This window comes from Aurantiacibacter gangjinensis (assembly GCF_001886695.1).
GTDB lineage: Bacteria > Pseudomonadota > Alphaproteobacteria > Sphingomonadales > Sphingomonadaceae > Alteraurantiacibacter > Alteraurantiacibacter gangjinensis.
In genome coordinates this window covers 1,758,558-1,778,566 of sequence record NZ_CP018097.1, presented here as the reverse complement: position 1 = coordinate 1,778,566, position 20,009 = coordinate 1,758,558, and the positions used below count along the sequence as shown (strand labels likewise).

Here is a 20,009-nt window from a genome sequence, read left to right as displayed (position 1 = left end):
GGCGATGACCAAAAGACTTTCGCTTCTGATGGCAGGTTTCATCATCTTCATCGTCGTCTTCATTGCCGACGATGGCGGACCGCTCAGCCAGCTCGAGCAGAGCGGCGGTCGCTCCGCCGAAACGCAGGAACTGGCCTCCCGCGCCGATAACGATGCGCGCAGCGACGATGACAATCTCGCCGCCGTACGCACGGAAGAAGAGCGCCCCGTGCGCCCTGCCCCTGCCGACACGACAGATGGCGGCTTCGGTCCGGAAATCGAGGAATTCGATCCTTCCACCCTGCACGCAGACGACGACGTACAGGCCGAGGAAGCCGAGCCCGCGCGTCCGGCACCTCGCGGCAACCACAACCTGCCTGCAGGCGTGACTGACAACAATTTCGACCCGCGCACGAACTGATCCACAGCGCGCGCTTTCAATCCCTGTCGCAGGCCCGGTATCAAGTCTTGTAATCGGGCCGTAACATCGCCATTGGAGCCGTGCGCCACCAACAGCCACGAGCACCCGATGAATTTCACCCATCCCTTCTTCGACGCGGACGGTGACAAGCTGCATGAGGAATGCGGCGTGTTCGGCATCATCGGTGCGCCCGATGCATCTGCCGCGACGGCCCTCGGCCTCCATGCCCTGCAACATCGCGGGCAGGAAGCGGTGGGCATTTCGGCTTTCGACGGGGCGGAATTCGTCACCCGCCGCGCGCTGGGCCATGTGGCGGAAAACTTCTCGACTGCGGAATCGCTGGCCGAATTGCCGGGCGAAATGTCGGCGGGCCATGTGCGCTATTCCACCACCGGCGGTGCTGGCTTGCGCAATGTGCAGCCGCTTTATGCCGATCTCGCCACGGGCGGCTTTGCGGTCGCGCATAACGGAAACATTTCCAACGCCGGCACGCTGCGGCAGGAACTGGTCGAGAAAGGCTCGATCTTCCAGTCCACCAGCGACACCGAAGTCATCATCCACCTCGTCGCCACCAGCCGCTATCCCACCATGCTGGACAAGCTGGTCGATGCGCTGCGCATGGTGGAAGGCGCCTATGCGCTGATCGTGATGACGCCGCGTGGCATGGCCGCTTGCCGCGATCCGCTGGGCATCCGTCCGCTGGTGATGGGCAAGCTTGGCGATGCGACCGTCTTCGCCAGTGAAACGGTGGCGCTGGATGTGGTGGGCGCTGAGTTCATCCGCCAGGTCGAGCCGGGCGAACTGATCGAGGTCGACTTCGACGGCACCATTCGCAGCCACCGCCCTTTCGGCGAAACGCAGGCGCGACCCTGCATCTTCGAGCATGTCTATTTCAGCCGGCCCGACAGCATCTTCAACAAGCGCAGCGTGTATGACAGCCGCAAGAACATCGGCGCGGAACTGGCGCGCGAAGCACCGTGCGAGGCGGACCTCGTCGTGCCAGTGCCCGATAGCGGCGTGCCCGCTGCCATCGGCTATGCGCAGGAAAGCGGCATCCCGTTCGAGCTGGGCATCATCCGCTCTCACTATGTGGGCCGCACATTTATCCAGCCGTCCGATGCCAGCCGCCATGCGGGCGTGAAGCGCAAGCACAATGCCAATCGCGCTATCGTGGCGGGCAAGCGCATCGTGCTGATCGACGATTCCATCGTGCGCGGCACTACCAGCATGAAGATCGTGCAAATCATGCGCGATGCGGGCGCTGCCGAAGTGCATTTTCGCGTCGCCAGTCCGCCCACGGGCCATGGCTGCTATTACGGTGTCGATACGCCGGAGCGATCAAAGCTCCTGGCGGGCCGGATGGATCTTGCCGCCATGCGCGAATTCATCAAGGCAGACAGTCTCGCATTCGTTTCCATCGACGGGCTCTACCGCGCCGTGGGGCTGAACGGCCGCGACAGCGCTTGCCCGCAATATTGCGATGCGTGCTTCACCGGCGAATATCCCACCACCCTCACCGATCTCACCGCGCGCAAGATGGAAGATTCGCAGCTCAGCCTGCCTGTGACCAAGCGCGAAGCGAAGGTTTCCTGATGTCCGACAAATCGCTGGAGGGCAAAGTCGCCCTCGTCACCGGAGCCAGCCGCGGCATCGGTGCTGCCACTGCAAAGGCGCTTGCCGACAGGGGCGCGCATGTCGTGCTGGTCGCCCGCAAGGTGAAGGACCTGGAAAATGTCGAGGATGCCATCCACAATGCGGGCGGCACATCCACGATCGCCCCGCTCGACCTGACCGAAGGCGAGAGCATCGGACGGCTGGCGCAGGCAATCGCCGAGCGGTGGGACAGGCTGGACGTGCTGGTGCTGAACGCGGCCACCATGCCAACGCTCACGCCCGTCACGCAGATCGACGGCAAGCAGTTCAACCAGGCGCTGACTTTGAATGTGCTGTCGACGCAGGCGCTCCTCGCCGCGTTCGACCCGCTGCTGAAGCGCGCCGAGGCCGGGCGTATCATCGGCCTCACCAGTTCGCTGGCGCAGAAGATCCGGCCCTTCTGGGGCGCCTATGCCGCCAGCAAGGCCGCATTCGAAGCTTTGCTGGAAGCGCATGGCATGGAAGTGGAGCGCATTAGCGAAACGCGCGTCGCCATCGTCGACCCCGGTGCGACTCGCACCACCATGCGCGAACGGGCTTATCCCGGCGAAGACCCGCAAACGGTAAAGCCGCCCGAAGTGGTTGGCGAGCATATCGCCGCCATGCTGGAGCAGGATTTCGCCAATCTGCACCGCATACGAGTGGAAACGCCGCGTTAACCCTGTTTCGCAATTCCCGCTTAACTCTGCTGCGACATTGTGCGCCTTGCACGGCCCGAGAGGGCCACGGTTGGGGAACCGCAGGAACGGGAAGTCAATGCGATGAGCATTCAGAATACCTTGGGTCGCTACGATATCGCTTCTCAGGAAGATCGCAGCGCCCCGCGCACCAAGATCATGATCCCCGCCCAGCTTCGCGGCTCTGGCATGCGCGCATTCCAGACGGTCGTGAACGACCTGTCGCTATCGGGCTTTTCCGCCACCGCCGTAAACCGGATGCATGTGGGATCGGTCTGCTGGCTCACCTTGCCCGGGCTGGAAAGCCTGCAGGCGGAAGTCGTATGGTGGGAAAATGGGCAGGCCGGCTGCGCCTTTACCAACCTTCTCAGCCCCATCGTGCATGACAATATCCTCGCCCGCTATCGCGGCGATGGCGCTCTGCGCGGGTAAACGCGCTCGCAGACTGAAGATTGAGGGCGCTTCGGCGCCCTTTTTCGTTGCTTCCCCTTAGTTTACGAGCACCGGCACGTCGCGCCCCGGCGTCCCCAAGGGCGGCAGGGGCTGCGGGCGGAGCGGCTCGACGGGTTCCGCCGCGATGCGCTGCTGCAACAGCGCTACGGCTGCCTGCAATTGCGCATCCTCGCCATTGAAGCGGGCGTGCGGCATGTTCTCTACCTCGTAATCGGGCACCACGCCGAAGCCTTCCACGATCCAGCTCCCATCGATGCCGTATTGCGCATATTCGGCGATGCGCACCGCGCCGTTATCGACCAGCCGGTTTCGGTCTGACAGCCAGATGCCCGCGCCAGCCGTACGCGTGCCGACCAGCGGGGCAAGGCCCAGCGCCTTCATGCCGCCTGCGAAAGTCTCGCCATCGGAATAGGTCCGCTCGTCGATGAGCACGACGACATGCCCGCGATAGGCGTTTTGCATATTGGTGGTCACCACGCCCTCGCCTTCCGGATCGGTCCAGAAAGCCCAAGGGCGGCGCAGGAACTGGTTGATGATGATGGAATCGATATTGCCGCCATTATTGCCGCGCACATCGATGATCATCCCGTCGCGATCCATCTGGTGGAAATATTCGCGGGCAAACGTGGCGATATCGCCGGCTCCCATGGAGCGCAGGTGGATATAGCCGATATCGCCCCCGCCCATCGCGTCGGTCGCAGCCTGGTTACGCTCGACGAAATCCCAATAGGCCGCCGTGCGATTGCCGAACAGCGTCATCGGCTCGACGAGCGCGCTCTGCGCGGTGCCGCCGCGCGTCACATCGAGGCGGACCTGCTGCCCCGCCTTGGACGCCAGCGCCATGCGCAGATCGGCGAGCGTTGCCACAGGGCGCCCGTCCACGCGGCGGATGATATCGCCTTCGCGGATGTCGACGCCGGGGCGGCGCAGCGGCGGTCGCTGTGAAACGAGATCGGCATCGGCCTCGACAATGCTGTCGATCCGCAAGCCACCGGCGACCGGCGTGTAGCTCGCACCCAGGAATGCCATCTCGCTGTTCTCGCTATCGGACGGCAGGTCTCCCGCGCGCACCTGGCTGTGCAGGATGCCCAGCTGCGACGCCATCTGGCCGAGGATGGTGTTCAGCTCAGCGCGGTGGCCTATGCGGTCCAACAGCGGCTCATGCTGCGCGCGCACCGCATCCCAGTCGACGCCGCGCAAGGCCGGATCGTAAGCGAAATCGCGGTGCAGACGCCACGCATCGGCGAACATTTGCTGCCATTCGGCGACCGGATCGATCGTGATGCGCCAGTCTGCCAGCCGCACACGGTGCGGGTCCATGCTGTCGGGCGCATCGTCGGCAACGGGCACCAGCGCGAAGCTGGGCGTGCCATTCGCCACCTTGGTCAGCAGCAGCGTTTCGCCATCGGCGCTCAGTTGCAGGCTGGCAGTATCGGCGGCGAAGGTCTTTTCCTCGGCATCGGTATCGTCGATCTTGATGGAGACCGCATTGTCGTCACGGAAGGTGTAGAGGAAGTTTTCGGTCGCCAGCAGCATTCGGCCGACGCCCGCTTCCGCAGGCACCTGGTATAGCCTGTCCGCCAAACCGGCGAGCACGATATTGGCCGCAGGCGTTTCCTCTTCGCCGTCGTCCTCGCCGCCTTCGGCAGAAGCGCCCTCGCCCTCCTCGTCCTCGTCATCGCCGCGCGTCAGCTCGTTCTCTTCGGTGAAGCGGAACTCGGCCTCGGGATCGAGTTGCAGGGCGTAAATTTCGCCGCGATCGGGGAAGTCGACGCCCATATTGCGGTCGCCCCAGGGGCTGCCCGGGCTGGGCGCGAAATTGCGATCCGATATGAAATAAAGCCACGCCCCGTCATGCGCGAATGCGGGCGCGTAGTCGTTATAGGTGTCCGACGTCGCCTGCACGCGCTGGCCGGTGGCGAGGTTCTGCACGATCAGGTCCGACGTGTTGCCGCCATTGGCGCGGCTGCCCTCGGCATAGGCGATATACGCGCCATCGGGCGAGAAGGTGACGCCGGAAAACGGGTTGTCGCTGCCCGTGTCGTTCTGCCGCAGCAAGGTGACGCGGCCCGTCGCCACATCGACGCGGGTGAGCCGCGCATCCTTGTCCCAGACCACCAGCGAATTGCCATCGGGCGCAACCGCGAAAGACCAGATATGCGCATCGTATCCGCGCGTGATCGCCTGCGGCTCGCCAGAGCCATCGGCAGCCATGGCGAAGATATCGCGGCTGTCGCCTTGGTCGAGGATCATGAAGATCCGCTCGCCTTCCGGCCCTTCCACAGCTTCGCGCACGCGGGCATCCAGCGGCGTCGCGAATTCCACCCGCCGCGCCTGTCCGGTGGCGCCAATCGCCACGCGGCCGCGCGCAGTAACTGCCACCCCTTCACCATCGGGCGAGATGCGCGCCGATTGGGTGAGCGACAACTGGTTGCCGAGCGTGCGCAAGCGGGTCTGTTCACGGTCGGAAACGATCTCGAGATCGAGCGTCGTCAGCGTGTTGTCGGCGGTCGAGAACACATGAAGGTCCGCACCATTTTGCAGGAAAAGGTCGCCCCCATCCATGCTGGCCTGCAATACGGGAAAAGCGAAACCGTCGGAATGGCGTCGCACACCGCTGCCATCCTCGCCAACGGACCAGACCGCATCGGCCCCGTCGTGATCGGAGATGAAGAAGATGCGCCCGCCATGCGCCATGGGATTGCGGATCGGCGCACCGAAATCGGCGAGCAGCTGCGTGGCTTCCTCGCCCTCGCGTCCGCTCCAGCGCCAGAGCTGCGTCATGCCGCCGCCGCGATAGAGGATCGAGTTGTCGTTCGCCCGTTCGCGAAGACCGCGGCGGCTGAAGAACAGCGTTCTGCCGTCCGAACCGTAGGTCGCGCTGTTGGCGCGCCAGAGCGGGATGGCTTCGGCAGCGCCGCCTTCGGGCGCGACCGTGTAGAGCACTTCCGCCTGCCCTCCCCCGGCTGCCGAGGAGGAGAAGATCACGCGGCCATCGGGCGTCCAGCCCTTGGCTTCGACGCCGACGCCTTCGAATGTCAGCCGCCGCGGCGCACCGCCTGCCACCGGCATGACATAGATATCGTTGGGGCTGTCATAGGATGCGTTGAAAGCCACCCAGCGGCCATCGGGCGAGATGACCGGATCGCTTTCCTCCGCCTCGTGATTGGTAAGCCGCACCGCCGTGCCGCCATTGCGCCCCGCGCGCCACAAATCGCCTTCGCTGGCGAAAACCAGCACATCGCCGCGCGCTGCGGGATATTGGTAGAAGCCCTCCTCTGCCATTGCTGGTGCGGCAGTGGTGGCGAGCAGGATGGCGGCGAAAGTGGCGGTGCGCTTCATGGATGTCCCCCGGACTGTTTCGCGCGGGAGAATGGCGGCAGACGCATCTACGCGCAAGAAGCGAAGGACAGTGGCGAAGACGCCTGTCGAGAAATGTCAGGCGTCAATCTTCCTTTCGCACTAATTCCGCTCGACCGCCTTCGCCTTGCGGGTGGAAAACATGCCTGTCGTATCCACCACCGCCTTGGACAGGTAGCTGTCGCCTTCCAGCCGCCTGAACTGGCGGTGGCCGACGAGGAAGGTGACGATATCGGCGGCCTCGCGCGCTTCGTCTGACGACACGAGGCGAACATTGTCATGCGTCGCCAGCGACGTCGGCAGTTCGGACAGGTTCGGCTCCACAACCAGCACCTGCGCGCCCTCGATCCGCGCGACCTCTTCAACGATTTCAAGCGCGGGGCTTTCACGCACATCGTCCACATCGGGTTTGTAGGTAATGCCGTAGCAGCCGATGGTCGGCACCTTGAACCGGTCCGCCAGAGCGCGGATTCGCGCAACGACACGGTGCGGCTTGTCATCATTCACCACCCGCGCGGTGCGGATGAGCCGAGCCTCCTCCGGCGCGCTGGAGACGATGAACCACGGATCCACCGCGATACAGTGCCCGCCCACGCCTGCGCCCGGCATCAGGATATTCACGCGCGGATGCTGGTTCGCCAATTCGCGCACCTGCCAGATATCGGTGCCGAGCTTGTCGCAAATGATGGAAAGCTCGTTGGCGAAGGCGATGTTGACGTCGCGATAGGCGTTTTCGGAAAGCTTGCAGAGTTCGGCCACGCGGCTGTCGGTGACGTAGCAAGTGCCCATCACGAAGGTCTGGTAGAGCGCGGCTGCCTTGTTGGCGCAGTCGAGCGTCAGCCCGCCGATAATGCGATCATTGCTGACCAGTTCTCGAAGCATCTGCCCGGGCAGAATGCGCTCCGGGCAATGGCAGAGTGCCACATCGGCTGGCCGGTCCTCGTCGCGATAGCGAGGGAAGGTGAGATCGGGTCGTTCCTCAGCGAAAATTTGCGCGAGCCGCTCCGTGCTGCCGACCGGCGAAGTGCTCTCCAGAATGACGACATTGCCCTTCTCCAGCACAGGCGCGATGGTGCGCGCGGCGGCCTCGACGAAGGACATGTCCGGCCCTTCATCCACCATCGGCGTGGGCACGGCGATCAGAAAGAATTCGGCAGGTTCGGGCGTGGTGGTGGCGCGCAGACGGCCCGTATCGACGCTGGCGGACAGCAGCATTTGCAAGTCCGGCTCCTGGAAATGGGCCTGGCCCTTATTGACGGCATCGACAACGGCTTGGTTCACATCGAGGCCGATGACCTCGTGCCCCCGGCTCGCCAGCATGGCGGCGGTGGGCAGGCCGATATAGCCGAGGCCGACAGTGCAAACTTTCATCGCGCGCTCGCTTTCACGAATGCGGCGACGCTTGCGGCGATCTTCTCGGCCGCCGTGCCGTCGCCATAAGGAAACACCGCGCGGGCGCGGCTGGCGTAATAGTCGGCATCGCCCAGCAATTTGCCGACAGCGTCGACGATCGTATCGACATTGGTGCCGACGAGGCTGGCGACACCGGTCTCCACCGCTTCGGGTCGCTCGGTCACATCGCGCATAACCAGCACCGGCTTGCCCAGCGCAGGCGCTTCTTCCTGAATGCCGCCGCTATCGGTGAGCACGAGGTGCGAGGCTTTCATCAGCGCGACCATCTGCACGTAATCGACGGGCGGGATAAGATGGATATCGGCAGCATCGCCAAGGCGCGCTTCAACGACATCCTTCACCTGCGGATTGAGGTGGACGGGGTATACGATCTGCGCATCGCCGCGCGCTGCGATGGCGCCCAGCGCATCGCAAATGCGGGCAAACCCGTCGCCGAAACTCTCGCGGCGGTGGCCGGTGACCAGCACTAGCTTCTTCGCAGGATCGAGTGTGACGGGCAGCGAAGCCAGCTCCTCGCCCGAAAGGCCGCGCGCGACATGCAGCAGCGCATCGATGCCGGTATTGCCGGTGACTTCAATGTGGCGCTCCGCATCGCGCTCATTGCGCAGATTCTGCGCTGCGCCTTCGGTCGGTGCCCATAGCAGTTCGGCGACGGCATCGATGCTGATGCGGTTATATTCCTCCGGCCAAGGGCGCATGATGTCATGGCTGCGAAGCCCGGCTTCCACATGGCCGACCGGCACCTTGGCGTAGAACGCCGCCAGCCCCGCCGCCATGGCGCTGGTCGTGTCGCCATGCACCAGCACGAGGCCAGGCTGGTACTCAGTGATCAGCGCTTCCATTTCGCGCATTACGCGGGCGGTGATGTCCGAAAGCGTCTGGCCCGACGTCATCAGGTCGAGATCGATGTCCACGCTTTCCTCGAAAGCGGCGAAGACCTGCTCCAGCATTTCGCGGTGCTGGCCGGTCGATACGACCTTCAGGTCCACCTCCGGCACACCGCGCAGCGCGCGCACCACGGGCAGCATCTTGATCGCCTCCGGACGCGTGCCGATGACGAGCAGGACGGGCGTCACCGGATGGGCGCTGACGATAGGGTCTGGAGACAGTTCAACCACGCGCCCGCATTACGCTTATGCTGTAAAAATATCGTTGCCGGAGCGTTCACCTTGGCGTGCGGCGTCAATCGCCGGATCGCGCGTCCACGGCGGCTTGTACGGCGCGGTAGAAGCCGAAGCGCGCCCGGCGCTCGCCATCATTGCCGCCCGCGCTGGCCCAGTTGGAATTGCTGGCAATCACCAGATTGCGCGCGGGGTCGATGAAAATCCCCTGGCCGAAGATGCCATCGGCCGCGTAGCTGTCCTCACCGTAGGTCCACCACTGGTAGCCATAGCCCGCGCGGTCACCATCCAGCTGGAAAGCCGCATCGGTCGCCTCATTGAACCAGCCTTCGGGCACAACGCGCTCACCGTCGATCACGCCGCCCGTCAGGGTAAAGAGGCCAAAGCGGGCCATGTCCCGCGTGCTCGCCTGTATGCAGCAACCGCCGATTTCGCTGCCGGTCGCGCTCAGCAGCCAGGTCGCGTCCTGCTGCATACCGAACGGCGTCCAGATTTTCTCGGAGAGGTAATCGGCCAGCGGGCGACCCGTGGCCTCGCTCACCAGCACGCCGACAAGATTCGTTTCGCCCGTGCTGTAGCGCCAGTTCTCGCCTGCCGGATTCGCCCGCGGAAGCGCGCGCATATAGCTGACGGTGGCATCCAGCCCGTCGGTCGGTTGGTGATTGTTGAAGCGTGCCACGTCGGAATTCGGATCGCTGTAATTCTCGCTCCAGCGCACGCCGCTGCTCATGGTGAGGAGCTGGCGGACGGTCACATCGTCATAGGCGCTGCCTTGCAGGTCGGCGATGTAGCGCGTGACCGGATCATCGAGGCTCTCGATCGAGCCGTCCTCCAGCGCCGCTCCGACCAGTGTGGAGACGAGGCTCTTCGCGACCGAGAAGCTGGTCCAGCGCTGCTCCGGCCCGAAGCCGAGGCCGTAGCGTTCCAGCACGACTTCGCCATCATGTACGATGACGATCGCGGCGCTCGACTGTGCCTGCATGAAGCCGTCGAGATCGTAGTCTCCCAGATCGAGCAGTTCGCCGGCAGGCAGCGGACGAACCGTATCGCCAGCTTCGATCACGCGCGAGGCGGCAAGGTCCGGCATGCGGTCCATCCCGCGAAACACCATGGCGCGCACCTCTTGCGGCCAGAAGAGCACATTGCGGTCGGTCGGCATCGCAATCTCGCCGGAGCGCTGTGGCGCCGGCTCTGCAACGACCTGTGCCGCAGGCTCGGATACGGCGACATCCTCCACCGGCGCGCTCGTGGCGCAGGCCGACAGGGCGACCGTGACAAAGGAGGCCGTGCAAAGAGTTTTCCAGTTGCGCATCGTCATTCTCCTTTGATCAGCGTGACTTGGCTAACAGTGATACCACCGCCGCGAAAGCCGCCTTCGCAATATTGCAGGTAATAGCGCCACAGCGCGATGAAGCGCTTGTCGAACCCTTCGGGCAGGCGCTTTTCCGTCACCGCGCTGTCGAATTGTTCGCGCCATAATCGCAGCGTCTCGGCATAATCGAGGCCGAAATTCTCCTGATCCTCCCAGCGAAGCCCGCGCTGCTCTGCCAGAGCGCGAAACTCGCTGGCGCGGATCAGCATGCCTCCGGGAAAGACATAGGCCTGGATGAAATCGGCACTGGCCGCGTAGGCGTCGAACAATTCGTCGGCCATGGCGATATACTGGATCGCCGCCCTGCCGCCCGGTTCCAGATTGCGCGCAACGCAATCCATGAAATCGGGCCAGTATTCGCGGCCGAGCGCTTCGACCATCTCCACACTGACTATGGCATCGAATTGCCCATGCATGTCGCGATAATCGCATTTGCGAAAATCGACGGCAGGATAGTGTGCGCGCGCCCAGTCCAGTTGTTCATCGGAAAGGCTGATGGCGGTCGCCTGTGCGCCTTGCGAAGCGAAATGCGCGGCGAGCGAGCCCCAGCCGCAGCCGATTTCCAGCAAGGTCTCGGGGCTTCCCAGCCGATCCGAAAGGCGCTGCCACTTGCGGTGCTGCGAGGCTTGAAGCGCGCCATCGGCCTCCAGCCGGTAGCCGCTCGAATAGGTCATCGTCGGATCGAGCCAGGCCGCGTAGAAATCGTTGCCGAGATTGTAATGCGCATGGATATTCTTTTCCGCCTGCCGCTTGGTATTGCGCTTGGCCCAGTGCATGGCGCGGGCGACCCAGCGCCACGGCCCCTTGGCGCGTGCCGTATCGCCCAGCGCGCGGGCGTTCTCTACGAAGAGAGCGAATAGCGGCACCGGATCGGGGCTGGACCATTCGCCCGCTTCCCACGCCTGATACCAGCCGATCGAGCCACCCGTCGCCACGCGAGCGAGCGCCCTGTAGCTGTGCAGGTGCACCACGCACTCGAAACCCGGCGCATGGCCGCCCAGCCTCACCGGTGTTCCATCGGGAAGGATGCCGTTGATCGCGCCGCGCCTCAGGCCGTGGTGAATCCGATCGAGAATAGGCTGTGCAGCCGGAGCGAAGAGGCGTGCCAGCAGGCCGGGCTTCGCCGCGAAACGACGCCCCCCATCCAGCAATTCCTCCGCTCGCGCTCGCCCATGCATGGCGGCCTCTATGGCGAGGCCGCGCGGCTGGGGCAAGCGGATGAACGGCCTGCGCTAATCCTTACTCTTGCGATATCGCTCCAGCGCCCGTTCGCGCGCTTCTTTGTGCCCGATCATCTTAGCCGGATAATCCTCGGGGCGACAGTCATCATCCGGATCGTGGATCTGTTCGTCGGAAAGCTCGGCTAGCTCAGGCACATATTCGCGGATATAACCCGCCGCATCGAACTTCTCGCTCTGGCTGAGCGGGGCCATGATGCGGCTGAAAATATTGCTGTCCACGCCGGTGCCGCTGACCCACTGCCAGTTGGTGCCATTGCTGGCATAATCGCCATCCACCAGCGTATCCCAGAACCAGCGTTCACCATGGCGCCAGTCGATCAGCAGGTGTTTGACGAGGAAGCTGGCGGTGATCATCCGCACGCGGTTGTGCATCCAGCCGGTCTGCCACAGCTGGCGCATCCCGGCATCGACGATGGGGTAGCCGGTCTGGCCCTTTTGCCAGCACTCCAGGTCCGACTGGATATTGTCGCTGCGATTGGGATTTCGCCACAGCGTCCGCTCGTCGTAATCGCGGTAGCTCTCTTCGGGATATTTCGGGAACTGGTAGATCACGTTTTGCGCGTAATCGCGCCAGATCAGCTCTTCCTCATAGGTCTTCCAGCCGTCGCTGCGCTTGTCTTTCAGCCGGTGCCAGATCGTGACCGGCGAAATCTCGCCCCAATGCAGGTGCGGCGACATTTGCGAGGTGATATCCTTGCTGGGCAGGTTGCGGCCTTCGTCATAATCGCCGACCTCGTCCGCCCACCAGTCCAGCCGCTCATGCGCGGCATCTTCCCCGACCGTCCAGAAATCGCGCATCCCGCCAGCCCAGTCGGGCTTGGTGGGCAACAGTTCCCACTCGTCGAGATCGTCACTATCGGGCAGGCTGGAAGGCTGCGATATGGTTTCGGGCTCGGGCAGTTCTTCTCGCGGCGGAAACAAGTCGCGCATTGCCTTCTTGAACGGCGTGTAGATCTTGTACGGATCGCCGCTGCCTGTGGTGGCGGTGCCCGGCGGCATCAGGTAATTGCCGTGATGCAGAACCAGCTCGCAATCGGTATCCTTCAGCGCATCGTGCAGGTCTTCCTCGGCCTCTTTGTGCCACGGCTCGTAATGGTGGTTGGCATGGATGGCCGCCGCGCCTGTTTCCTTAACCAGCTTTTGCAGGATCTGCACGCTTTCGCCGCGCCGCAGCACGATCTGCGCGCGCCGCTTGCCAAAGCTCTTGCCGAGACTTTCCAACGAATGATGCAGCCACCAGCGATGCGCGCCGCCGATCTTGCGATCGCCGGGCCGCTCTTCATCGAGGATGTAGACCGGGATAACCGGCCCTTCCTGCGCCGCAGCGTGCAGCGCGGGCTGGTCCTTCATCCGGAGGTCGCGGCGGAGCCAGACGATTTGTGGTTTGGGCATTACCCTCCTCTTCCCTCCTCTTCAGAGGAGGGATAGCGAGACTTGGTGAGCGAATGCGATCCTAGTCGCAGCAGGGTGGTGCCAAATGCGCTCGCTCTGCTCGCCACCACCCCCAGCCCCTCCTCTGAAGAGGAGGGGAGATGCTTGCGCAACGTAGCTACCGGTTCGCCGGTTCCGAACAGAGCCCGGCCGGCACCTCGACGCTGAACCTGTCGCGAGAAAGCGGATCGTAGAAACGGGCGTCGCCGAGGATGAAGGCGCCCTCCTCGGTCCGGTCCAGCACCGGCGTGCGGCTCCAGAAGAGGAAGGCGTCGACTTCGCTATCGGCAAGGCGCGCGGCATCGAGATCGCAAGCAGAGAGCGGCATGTTTCCGATGCGCTGCATGCCCATCGCGCCGCCTTCCTCCGCGCTCCAATAGATCATATCGCGATTGAGCGACCATAGCGGCGGTGGGCTGGCGATTGCGATGTCCGGCTCGATCGATTCCTGCGAATAGCTGCGCTCGGCCACGCCCGTCACGCCCGCCTGAACGCCGATATAGACCAGCACCAGCGCCAGCGCCTGCCGCCCGGTGCGCTGCCAGTCAGCGCCCCGCTTCTCCTGCCGCAGCGACCACCACACGGCAAAGCCCATCAGGCCCCACAGCCAGATATCGATTATGAACAGGGTGTCGCCATAAAACCACTGGCTGCTGAAGGGCTCCAGCAGGCGGATGCCATAGACGTTCAGCCAATCAAGCGCCGGGTGCGTCAGGCAACCCAGCAGCGACAACCCGTAGAGCCAGCCAAAATGCACCGGTACCCTGTCCTCTGGCCGCTTGCCGCGCTTGGCCTGCCATCGGTCCCAGCCCCATAAAAGCCCCGCGAGGATCAGCGGCAGCAGCACCAGCGCAGGCGGGCCGTGGGTGATGCCGCGGCGGAAGCCCAGATGCTCCTGCCCCTCCAGCCAGAAGAAACACGCCGCATCCACATCGGGCAGGTTAGCGCCGATGATGAGCGCGGGCATGGCAAGCCCTGTCCTTTTCTTAAGGCCCGTCTGACCGATGAGCGCGCCGACGAGCGAGTGGGTAAGATTGTCCATCGGCGGCGCAGCATAAGGCGATGCACGCCAAGCGCCAGTGGAGACTTTATCCGTCGCTGCGGCCCCGCTAGGCAGGGCGCATGATTTCGCGGGATGCATATGGAACGGGTGAGGGTGGCATAGCGCGTCGAGGCATGCGTCGGCGCATGCTTGTCGTCCTCGCCATTGGTCTCACGGCAGGCATCATCGTTGCTATCGCAACGCGCCCACACATATCGGCCACGGCACAGGTCGAGTTCCTGACACCGGAAAGCGCGCAAGGCGCAGAGCTGCCCTCTCCCGCCGAACGCGCGCTGGCGGCGACATCCGGCGATGTCGCGATGCGCGTCGTTGACGAGCTGTCGCTACTCGGGAACGGTCGCTTCACGCAGGGCCGACCGCAGCTGCGCGATGGCGAAGTGTCCGAAATTGCGCGAAAAGCGCAGGCGGCGGCGCTTGTCATCCGGAACACGCGGCTCGATACCGATGGCGTCGGACCAATGCTGCGGATCACTTACGAGGCGGACGATGCAGGACTTGCCGCTGATATCGCCAATACCATCGCCAGCGGACTGGTCGTCGCGGACGCACAGGCGCTCGCGGCTTTCGCCGATAACGGGCGAGCCGAAACAGAGGCTCTGCTCGCGCGCCTCTCCAATGCAGAGCCGCAAGTGGAAGCGGCGGTTTCGCCTGACGAGCGAGAGCTTCTCGAAGCGCCATCGTCCGATGCGCTCACCGATCTCAACAACAATGCGCGCGCTACATTGCGGCAAGAGCTCTCGACCATCCAGCAAGCCTTGCGCGAGATCGAGGCCGATATTGCGAGCGGAGAACCCGATGCTGCCGATCCCGAGGTTATACGCTTGCGCCGGGAGCGCGCCGATCTGCAAGCGCGATATGATCGGCTGACCGAACAGTTCCGCCCCGATTACCCGGCAGCGCAACGCCTTCGGGAGCAGTTGGACGAATTGGACGAGGCCCTAGCCCGCGAAGCCTCGCGCAGCATGGGAACGCGGGCGCTCAATGCCAGCCAGCTGCGCCAGCGCGAGCTGGAATTGTCGGCGGAGATTGCCGCGCTGGATGTCGCGTCTGCGCCTGACGACGGCACGCGCAATTTGTCCGGCATCGATGCAGAAACGCGGCAATTGCAGGAACTGCTGGAAGCGCGACTGGCGCAGCTCGATGTTGCAGAGCCGTCCGAAAGCGCGCGGATCGTGACTGTGGCGGAGGCCCCGCCATCGCCGATGCTCTGGCACTGGCTGCGCATCATCGGGATAGCGCTGGGCGCAGCGCTGCTGCTGTGCCTCGGAATGCTATTACTCGACCGCAGGCGCGCCCGAGCAGCCGCAGCCTAGCGAGCGCCGTGACCGGTGAACACGACCTTGGCGGTGCGCATCAGGATCAGGAAATCGAGCCAGTACGAGAAGTTCTTGATGTAATAGAAGTCGTATTGCAGCTTTGCATCGATATCCTGCAAATTGGTCACATGGCCCTGGTTCACCTGCGCCCAGCCGGTGATGCCGGGCCGCACGATGTGGCGGTAATCGTAAAACGGGATTTCTTCCTGATACCAGCGGCCCAGTTCCACCGCTTCGGGGCGCGGGCCGATCCAGCTCATATGGCCAAGCAGGATGTTTATCATCTGCGGCAATTCGTCGATGCGCGTGCGGCGCAGGAATGCGCCCAGCCGCGTAATGCGTGGATCGTTGTCGCCGGTCATCGCCTTGGCGCGGCGTTCCTCAGCTGTCGAGGCCGCCGTTTCGGTGCGCATGGTGCGGAACTTCGCCACCTTGAACGGCACGCCGCGATAGCCCAGCCGCTCCTGCCGGAAGAGGATCGGTCCGGGCGAATCCAGCTTTATGAGCGCAGCCACTACAACCAGCGGGATGATCGCGAAGGGCAGCAGGACCAGCACCAGCGCGATGTCCATGGCGCGCTTTAGCCGCACAAAGGACATGTTGGGCAGCAGCGATCCAAAGCTGTTCTCGGACAGGTGCTCCACCTGCACCTTGCCGGTCGCCGCCTCATATACCTGCTTGAAATGGAACACCGGGATGCCGGCGAGCGCGGCATTGGCCAGCAGCCGTTCCCAGTCATCGTTATGCTCAGCCTGGAAATCGGCAACGATCACCGCGTTGCGCGGCAAGACCTGCGACGGGTCCGACAGCATCCGCATGGTGAGGCCCGCGGTCTTCAGCCGCTCGATCCTTCCGCCGGGCACGGTGAAGAACACCTTGCTGTCCGCCCGCGTCGCCAGCGCCATCACGCCGATATAGACCACCACAGAGGTGACGAAATTGATGAACAGGATCTGGTTCGAGTAAGAGAAACGGAAGGCCAGGATCATCAGCGCCACGAAGCCGAAGGTGGCGATGAAAGTCGGCACCACTGCGCCCAGCTGGCGCACGCCGGGGTAAAAGTTCATCCGCCGCGCGAAGAAGATGCCGGCAACCAATGCGATAATGGAGGCGACGATGCTGTTCTGCATCCACATATTGGACAGAATGTCGAAATCTGCGCGCGCGTAGATGAAGGGCGGCAACAGCGTGCCCAGCACGACGCAGGCGAGGACCTGGAGGCCGAAAGAGCGATAAATGCTCCGCCCGTCCTGGATCACCTCCGATGGTGCGGCCATCAGCATAATCTAAATTAATCCCTCATTTTACAACGCTTTGGAGGCGCTATTAGCCCATCCCGGAGCAGCCCTAAGCGGCCCCGCCTTAGGCGGGGCTGAACGCTTCTGCAAGAGAGTGTCGACCGGCTGCGGTCAGACCGGATCGGCAGCCGTTCCGCTCACGGTCCAGGTCTGGCCCTTGGCCAGCAGTTTGGCGAGGCTGTTATCCTTGCCCTCGCTGGCGCGGCGCTTTTCATCGTGCACCGCCACTTCGAATGTGGGTGCAGGATCGTCGTAGATCACGCCCAGCGGCATGGGAAACTCGCCGAAAGGCAGTTCGACGAGCATGTGCGCCAGCGTGCGATTGGTCGCGTCGTGCACGAGTACGCCTGCCTTCTCCCAATCGCCATCTGGCACGTCGACTACTTCCAGCGAGAGGCTCTGCTGGTTGAGCCTGATGCCTTTCACGCCGCCCGTTTTCTCGCTGCCGAACAGCATCGGCTCGCCGGGCGTCAGCCACAGCTGTTGCTGCTCGGCGCCCTTCGGCTTGGCGAAATCGTCGAACACATCCTTGTTGTAGACGATGCAGTTCTGGAAGATCTCGATGAAGGCTGCACCCTGATGGGCATGGGCGGCCTTTAGAACATCGGGCAAGTGCTTGGACACATCGATACCGCGGCCGATGAAGCGCGCACCGGCACCGAGCGCAAAGGCGCACGGATTGGCCGGGCGGTCTACCGAGCCCAGCGGCGTGGAAGGCGAGCGCGTATCGACGCGGCTGGTGGGCGAAGCCTGCCCTTTGGTCAGCCCGTAAATCTCGTTGTTGAACAGCATGATCTGCATGTTCACGTTGCGCCGCAGCACGTGCATCAAATGGTTGCCACCAATGGAAAGACCATCGCCGTCGCCCGTCACCAGCCACACGTCGAGATCCGGATTGGCCAGCTTTACCCCGGTGGCAAAAGCGGGCGCGCGGCCGTGGATCGTGTGGAAGCCGTATGTTTCCATGTAGTAAGGGAAGCGGCTGGAACAGCCGATGCCGGAGATGAAGCAAGTATTCTTCGGGTCCGCGCCAAGCTGCGGCAGCGTGCGCTGTACGGCCTTGAGGATGGCATAGTCCCCGCAGCCAGGACACCAACGAACCTCCTGGTCGGTTTCCCAGTCCTTGAGGGTCGTTTCGATCTTTGCGGGCGCGTTCATTGCGTTCTTCCAATAACGATGCCGGACACGATGATAACGGTGACGGCCAGTGCAGCCAGCACCAAAAGCCAGATCTTTCTGGTATCAGGCTTCATCACTCATCTCCCACCGGGCTGGGCAGCTGGTCGTCATTCACGGCGACCTCTCCGCCTTCATTGTCGGGGATGCCGTCGAAATACTTGTCCAGCTCGGCCTCAAGCTCGGCGATGCCGAAGGGCTGGCCGCTGGTCTTGGTGAGGCTTTCCGCATCCACCAATAGCTGATCGCGCAATATCGTCTTGAACTGGCCCTGGTTCATTTCCGGCACGATGACATGCTCGAACCCGCCGAGCAGGTCACCCAGATTGGCGGGCAGCGGCCAGATATGGCGCACATGGATGTGGCTGACCTTGCGCCCCTTGTCGCGCAGGCGGCGCACCGCCTGATGGATCGGACCGTAGGTGCTGCCCCAGCCCACCACGGCCAGCTCGCCGCTGGTGTCACCCAGGGCGACTTCCTGATCGGGCACCGCGACGCCCAGCACCTTATCGCGGCGCAGCTCGGTCATGCGCTGGTGGTTGTCGGGCGAATAGTCGATATTGCCGGTCGTCTCGTGCTTTTCGATGCCGCCCACGCGGTGCATCAGGCCGGGTGTGCCGGGCTTTACCCACGGCCGCGCACCCTTCTCGTCGCGGGCATAGGGGTGGAACGTCTCGCCTTTGGGCAGGCTGTCCATGAATTGCGCCGGGAATGGCTCGTAAGCCTCAGGATCGGGGACTTTCCAGGGCTCGGCGGCATTGGCGATGTAGCCATCGGTCAGCAGCATGACGGGCGTCATGTAATGGACCGCGATCCGGCACGCCTCGATGGCGACCTCAAACGCATCGCCCGGGCTGCGCGCAGCGATAACCGGCATGGGCGCATCACCGTTGCGACCGTATACCGCCTGGTAAAGATCGCTCTGCTCGGTCTTGGTGGGCAATCCGGTGGATGGGCCGCCGCGCTGGCTGTTCACGATCACCAGCGGCAGCTCAACCATGATGGCAAGCCCCATCGCTTCGGTCTTCAATGCAATGCCGGGGCCGGATGAGCTGGTGACGCCAAGCTGGCCTGCATAACTCGCACCAATGCTGGCGCAAATGGCGGCGATCTCGTCTTCCGCCTGGAAGGTGGTGACGCCGAACTCCTTCAGCCGCGCGAGATGGTGCAGGATCGCGCTGGCGGGCGTGATCGGATAGCCGCCGAAGAACATCGGCAGTTCCGCCAATTGCGCCCCCGCGACGAGGCCCAGCGAAACGCTCTCCGCGCCGGTAATGGTGCGGTAGAGGCCGGGATCGGACTGTACGGGCGGCATGGCGACCTGTTTCAACGGGCCGGAAAGCTCCGCCGTCTCGCCATAGGCATGGCCGGCATCGAGCGCAGCGATATTCGCATCGGCGATGTCGGGCTTGCTCTTGAACTTGGCCTTCAGCCAGTCATGGATCGGCTCTCGCGGACGGTCGAACATCCACAGCGCCAGCCCCAGCGTCCACATATTCTTGGACCGCAGCGCATCCTTGTTGCCGAGACCGAAGGGCTTCACGGCCTCGATGGTCAGCTCGGATATGTCGAAGGCGAGCACATCGAACTTCGCGAGGCTGCCGTCCTCCAGCGGGTTGGCTTCGTAATGCGCCTTGTCGAGATTGCGCTGGGTGAAAGCGCCCGTATCGGCGATGATCAGGCCGCCGGGGCGGAGCGAAGCGAGGTTCACTTTCAGCGCCGCCGGGTTCATCGCCACCAGCACATCGGGCGCGTCGCCAGCCGTGTTGATTTCGCGGCTGCCGAAATTGATCTGGAAGGCGGATACGCCGAACAGCGTGCCCTGCGGCGCACGGATTTCGGCGGGGAAATCGGGGAAAGTCGCAAGGTCATTGCCCGCCAGCGCGGTAGAGAGCGTGAACTGCCCGCCCGTCAGCTGCATGCCATCGCCGCTATCGCCGGCAAAGCGCACGACCATGGAATCCAGTTTCTTGTCGGTGGGCTGCGCGTCAGCCATCTGTGTCGCCATTGCTACTCTTTCTTCCCGCCTTCGAAG

General features: G+C 63.6%; 15 protein-coding genes. 5 read left to right on the top strand and 10 right to left on the bottom strand.

Annotated elements, in window-relative coordinates:
• The first annotated feature begins 4 nt into the window (after positions 1-4).
• The 4 genes from BMF35_RS08705 (at position 5) to BMF35_RS08690 (ending at position 3,162) form a co-directional block, all read left to right on the top strand.
• On the top strand, positions 5-400 hold the full coding sequence (locus BMF35_RS08705; protein ID WP_047005608.1) for a hypothetical protein: 396 nt from the start codon (positions 5-7) through the stop codon (positions 398-400).
• Between the two features lie 108 nt (positions 401-508).
• Entirely contained in the window at positions 509-1,993 is a 1,485-nt protein-coding gene (gene purF, locus BMF35_RS08700) for an amidophosphoribosyltransferase (protein WP_047005607.1), read from the top strand.
• The gene (locus BMF35_RS08695; RefSeq protein ID WP_047005606.1) at positions 1,993-2,712 is read left to right on the top strand and encodes an SDR family NAD(P)-dependent oxidoreductase; all 720 of its coding nucleotides are present in this window, start codon (positions 1,993-1,995) and stop codon (positions 2,710-2,712) included. Before purF ends, BMF35_RS08695 begins: the two co-directional genes overlap by 1 nt.
• A 102-nt stretch (positions 2,713-2,814) precedes the next feature.
• Positions 2,815-3,162: a PilZ domain-containing protein gene (locus BMF35_RS08690; RefSeq protein WP_047005605.1), complete on the top strand. Its 348-nt coding sequence runs from the start codon at positions 2,815-2,817 to the stop codon at positions 3,160-3,162.
• A 57-nt stretch (positions 3,163-3,219) separates the two neighbouring features.
• Here BMF35_RS08690 and BMF35_RS08685 read toward each other — a convergent pair whose 3' ends face one another.
• From BMF35_RS08685 to BMF35_RS08655, 7 genes are all read right to left on the bottom strand, one after another.
• Complete coding sequence (locus tag BMF35_RS08685) at positions 3,220-6,525, bottom strand: S41 family peptidase (RefSeq protein ID WP_047005604.1); 3,306 nt, start codon at positions 6,523-6,525, stop codon at positions 3,220-3,222.
• A gap of 120 nt (positions 6,526-6,645) precedes the next feature.
• Positions 6,646-7,914, bottom strand: coding sequence for a UDP-N-acetyl-D-mannosamine dehydrogenase (wecC, locus tag BMF35_RS08680; RefSeq protein WP_047005603.1), 1,269 nt, complete (start codon positions 7,912-7,914; stop codon positions 6,646-6,648).
• Positions 7,911-9,074, bottom strand: a complete 1,164-nt coding sequence (gene wecB, locus BMF35_RS08675) for a non-hydrolyzing UDP-N-acetylglucosamine 2-epimerase (RefSeq protein WP_269466285.1) — start codon at positions 9,072-9,074, stop codon at positions 7,911-7,913. The genes wecC and wecB overlap by 4 nt, the downstream gene beginning before the upstream one ends.
• 64 nt (positions 9,075-9,138) lie before the next feature.
• Positions 9,139-10,389 (bottom strand): serine hydrolase domain-containing protein, encoded by a 1,251-nt coding sequence (locus BMF35_RS08670; protein WP_082115623.1) that lies wholly within the window; start codon positions 10,387-10,389, stop codon positions 9,139-9,141.
• 2 nt (positions 10,390-10,391) lie between these two features.
• The gene (locus BMF35_RS08665; protein WP_047005602.1) at positions 10,392-11,627 is read right to left on the bottom strand and encodes an SAM-dependent methyltransferase; all 1,236 of its coding nucleotides are present in this window, start codon (positions 11,625-11,627) and stop codon (positions 10,392-10,394) included.
• A 54-nt stretch (positions 11,628-11,681) separates the two neighbouring features.
• Positions 11,682-13,082, bottom strand: a complete 1,401-nt coding sequence (locus tag BMF35_RS08660) for a cryptochrome/photolyase family protein (protein ID WP_047005601.1) — start codon at positions 13,080-13,082, stop codon at positions 11,682-11,684.
• A gap of 157 nt (positions 13,083-13,239) precedes the next feature.
• Positions 13,240-14,163, bottom strand: a complete 924-nt coding sequence (locus BMF35_RS08655; RefSeq protein ID WP_047005600.1) for a metal-dependent hydrolase — start codon at positions 14,161-14,163, stop codon at positions 13,240-13,242.
• 134 nt (positions 14,164-14,297) lie between these two features.
• On the opposite strand from BMF35_RS08655, the gene BMF35_RS08650 reads away from it, so the two are divergent.
• A complete protein-coding gene (locus tag BMF35_RS08650; RefSeq protein ID WP_156172031.1) occupies positions 14,298-15,497 on the top strand; it encodes a GumC domain-containing protein in 1,200 nt (399 codons plus the stop codon).
• On the opposite strand, the gene BMF35_RS08645 is transcribed toward BMF35_RS08650, so the two are convergent.
• The 3 genes from BMF35_RS08645 to BMF35_RS08635 form a co-directional block, all read right to left on the bottom strand.
• On the bottom strand, positions 15,494-16,777 hold the full coding sequence (locus tag BMF35_RS08645; RefSeq protein WP_047006457.1) for an exopolysaccharide biosynthesis polyprenyl glycosylphosphotransferase: 1,284 nt from the start codon (positions 16,775-16,777) through the stop codon (positions 15,494-15,496). The genes BMF35_RS08650 and BMF35_RS08645 overlap by 4 nt on opposite strands.
• 132 nt (positions 16,778-16,909) lie before the next feature.
• Positions 16,910-17,956: a 2-oxoacid:ferredoxin oxidoreductase subunit beta gene (locus tag BMF35_RS08640; RefSeq protein WP_047005598.1), complete on the bottom strand. Its 1,047-nt coding sequence runs from the start codon at positions 17,954-17,956 to the stop codon at positions 16,910-16,912.
• A gap of 94 nt (positions 17,957-18,050) precedes the next feature.
• Positions 18,051-19,982 carry a 2-oxoacid:acceptor oxidoreductase subunit alpha gene (locus tag BMF35_RS08635; protein ID WP_047005597.1) on the bottom strand — a complete coding sequence of 644 codons (1,932 nt, stop codon included), beginning with the start codon at positions 19,980-19,982 and terminating at the stop codon, positions 18,051-18,053.
• Positions 19,983-20,009 lie beyond the last annotated feature (27 nt).

Bases quoted from the DNA above. Each gene is read 5' to 3' on its own strand.
- BMF35_RS08705 (WP_047005608.1), top strand. From the start codon at position 5: ATGACCAAAAGACTTTCGCTTCTGATGGCAGGTTTCATCATCTTCATC.
- purF (WP_047005607.1), top strand. From the start codon at position 509: ATGAATTTCACCCATCCCTTCTTCGACGCGGACGGTGACAAGCTGCAT.
- BMF35_RS08695 (WP_047005606.1), top strand. From the start codon at position 1,993: ATGTCCGACAAATCGCTGGAGGGCAAAGTCGCCCTCGTCACCGGAGCC.
- BMF35_RS08690 (WP_047005605.1), top strand. From the start codon at position 2,815: ATGAGCATTCAGAATACCTTGGGTCGCTACGATATCGCTTCTCAGGAA.
- BMF35_RS08685 (WP_047005604.1), bottom strand. From the start codon at position 6,525: ATGAAGCGCACCGCCACTTTCGCCGCCATCCTGCTCGCCACCACTGCC.
- wecC (WP_047005603.1), bottom strand. From the start codon at position 7,914: ATGAAAGTTTGCACTGTCGGCCTCGGCTATATCGGCCTGCCCACCGCC.
- BMF35_RS08670 (WP_082115623.1), bottom strand. From the start codon at position 10,389: ATGCGCAACTGGAAAACTCTTTGCACGGCCTCCTTTGTCACGGTCGCC.
- BMF35_RS08665 (WP_047005602.1), bottom strand. From the start codon at position 11,627: ATGCATGGGCGAGCGCGAGCGGAGGAATTGCTGGATGGGGGGCGTCGT.
- BMF35_RS08660 (WP_047005601.1), bottom strand. From the start codon at position 13,082: ATGCCCAAACCACAAATCGTCTGGCTCCGCCGCGACCTCCGGATGAAG.
- BMF35_RS08655 (WP_047005600.1), bottom strand. From the start codon at position 14,163: ATGGACAATCTTACCCACTCGCTCGTCGGCGCGCTCATCGGTCAGACG.
- BMF35_RS08650 (WP_156172031.1), top strand. From the start codon at position 14,298: ATGCGTCGGCGCATGCTTGTCGTCCTCGCCATTGGTCTCACGGCAGGC.
- BMF35_RS08645 (WP_047006457.1), bottom strand. From the start codon at position 16,777: ATGGCCGCACCATCGGAGGTGATCCAGGACGGGCGGAGCATTTATCGC.
- BMF35_RS08640 (WP_047005598.1), bottom strand. From the start codon at position 17,956: ATGAACGCGCCCGCAAAGATCGAAACGACCCTCAAGGACTGGGAAACC.
- BMF35_RS08635 (WP_047005597.1), bottom strand. From the start codon at position 19,982: ATGGCGACACAGATGGCTGACGCGCAGCCCACCGACAAGAAACTGGAT.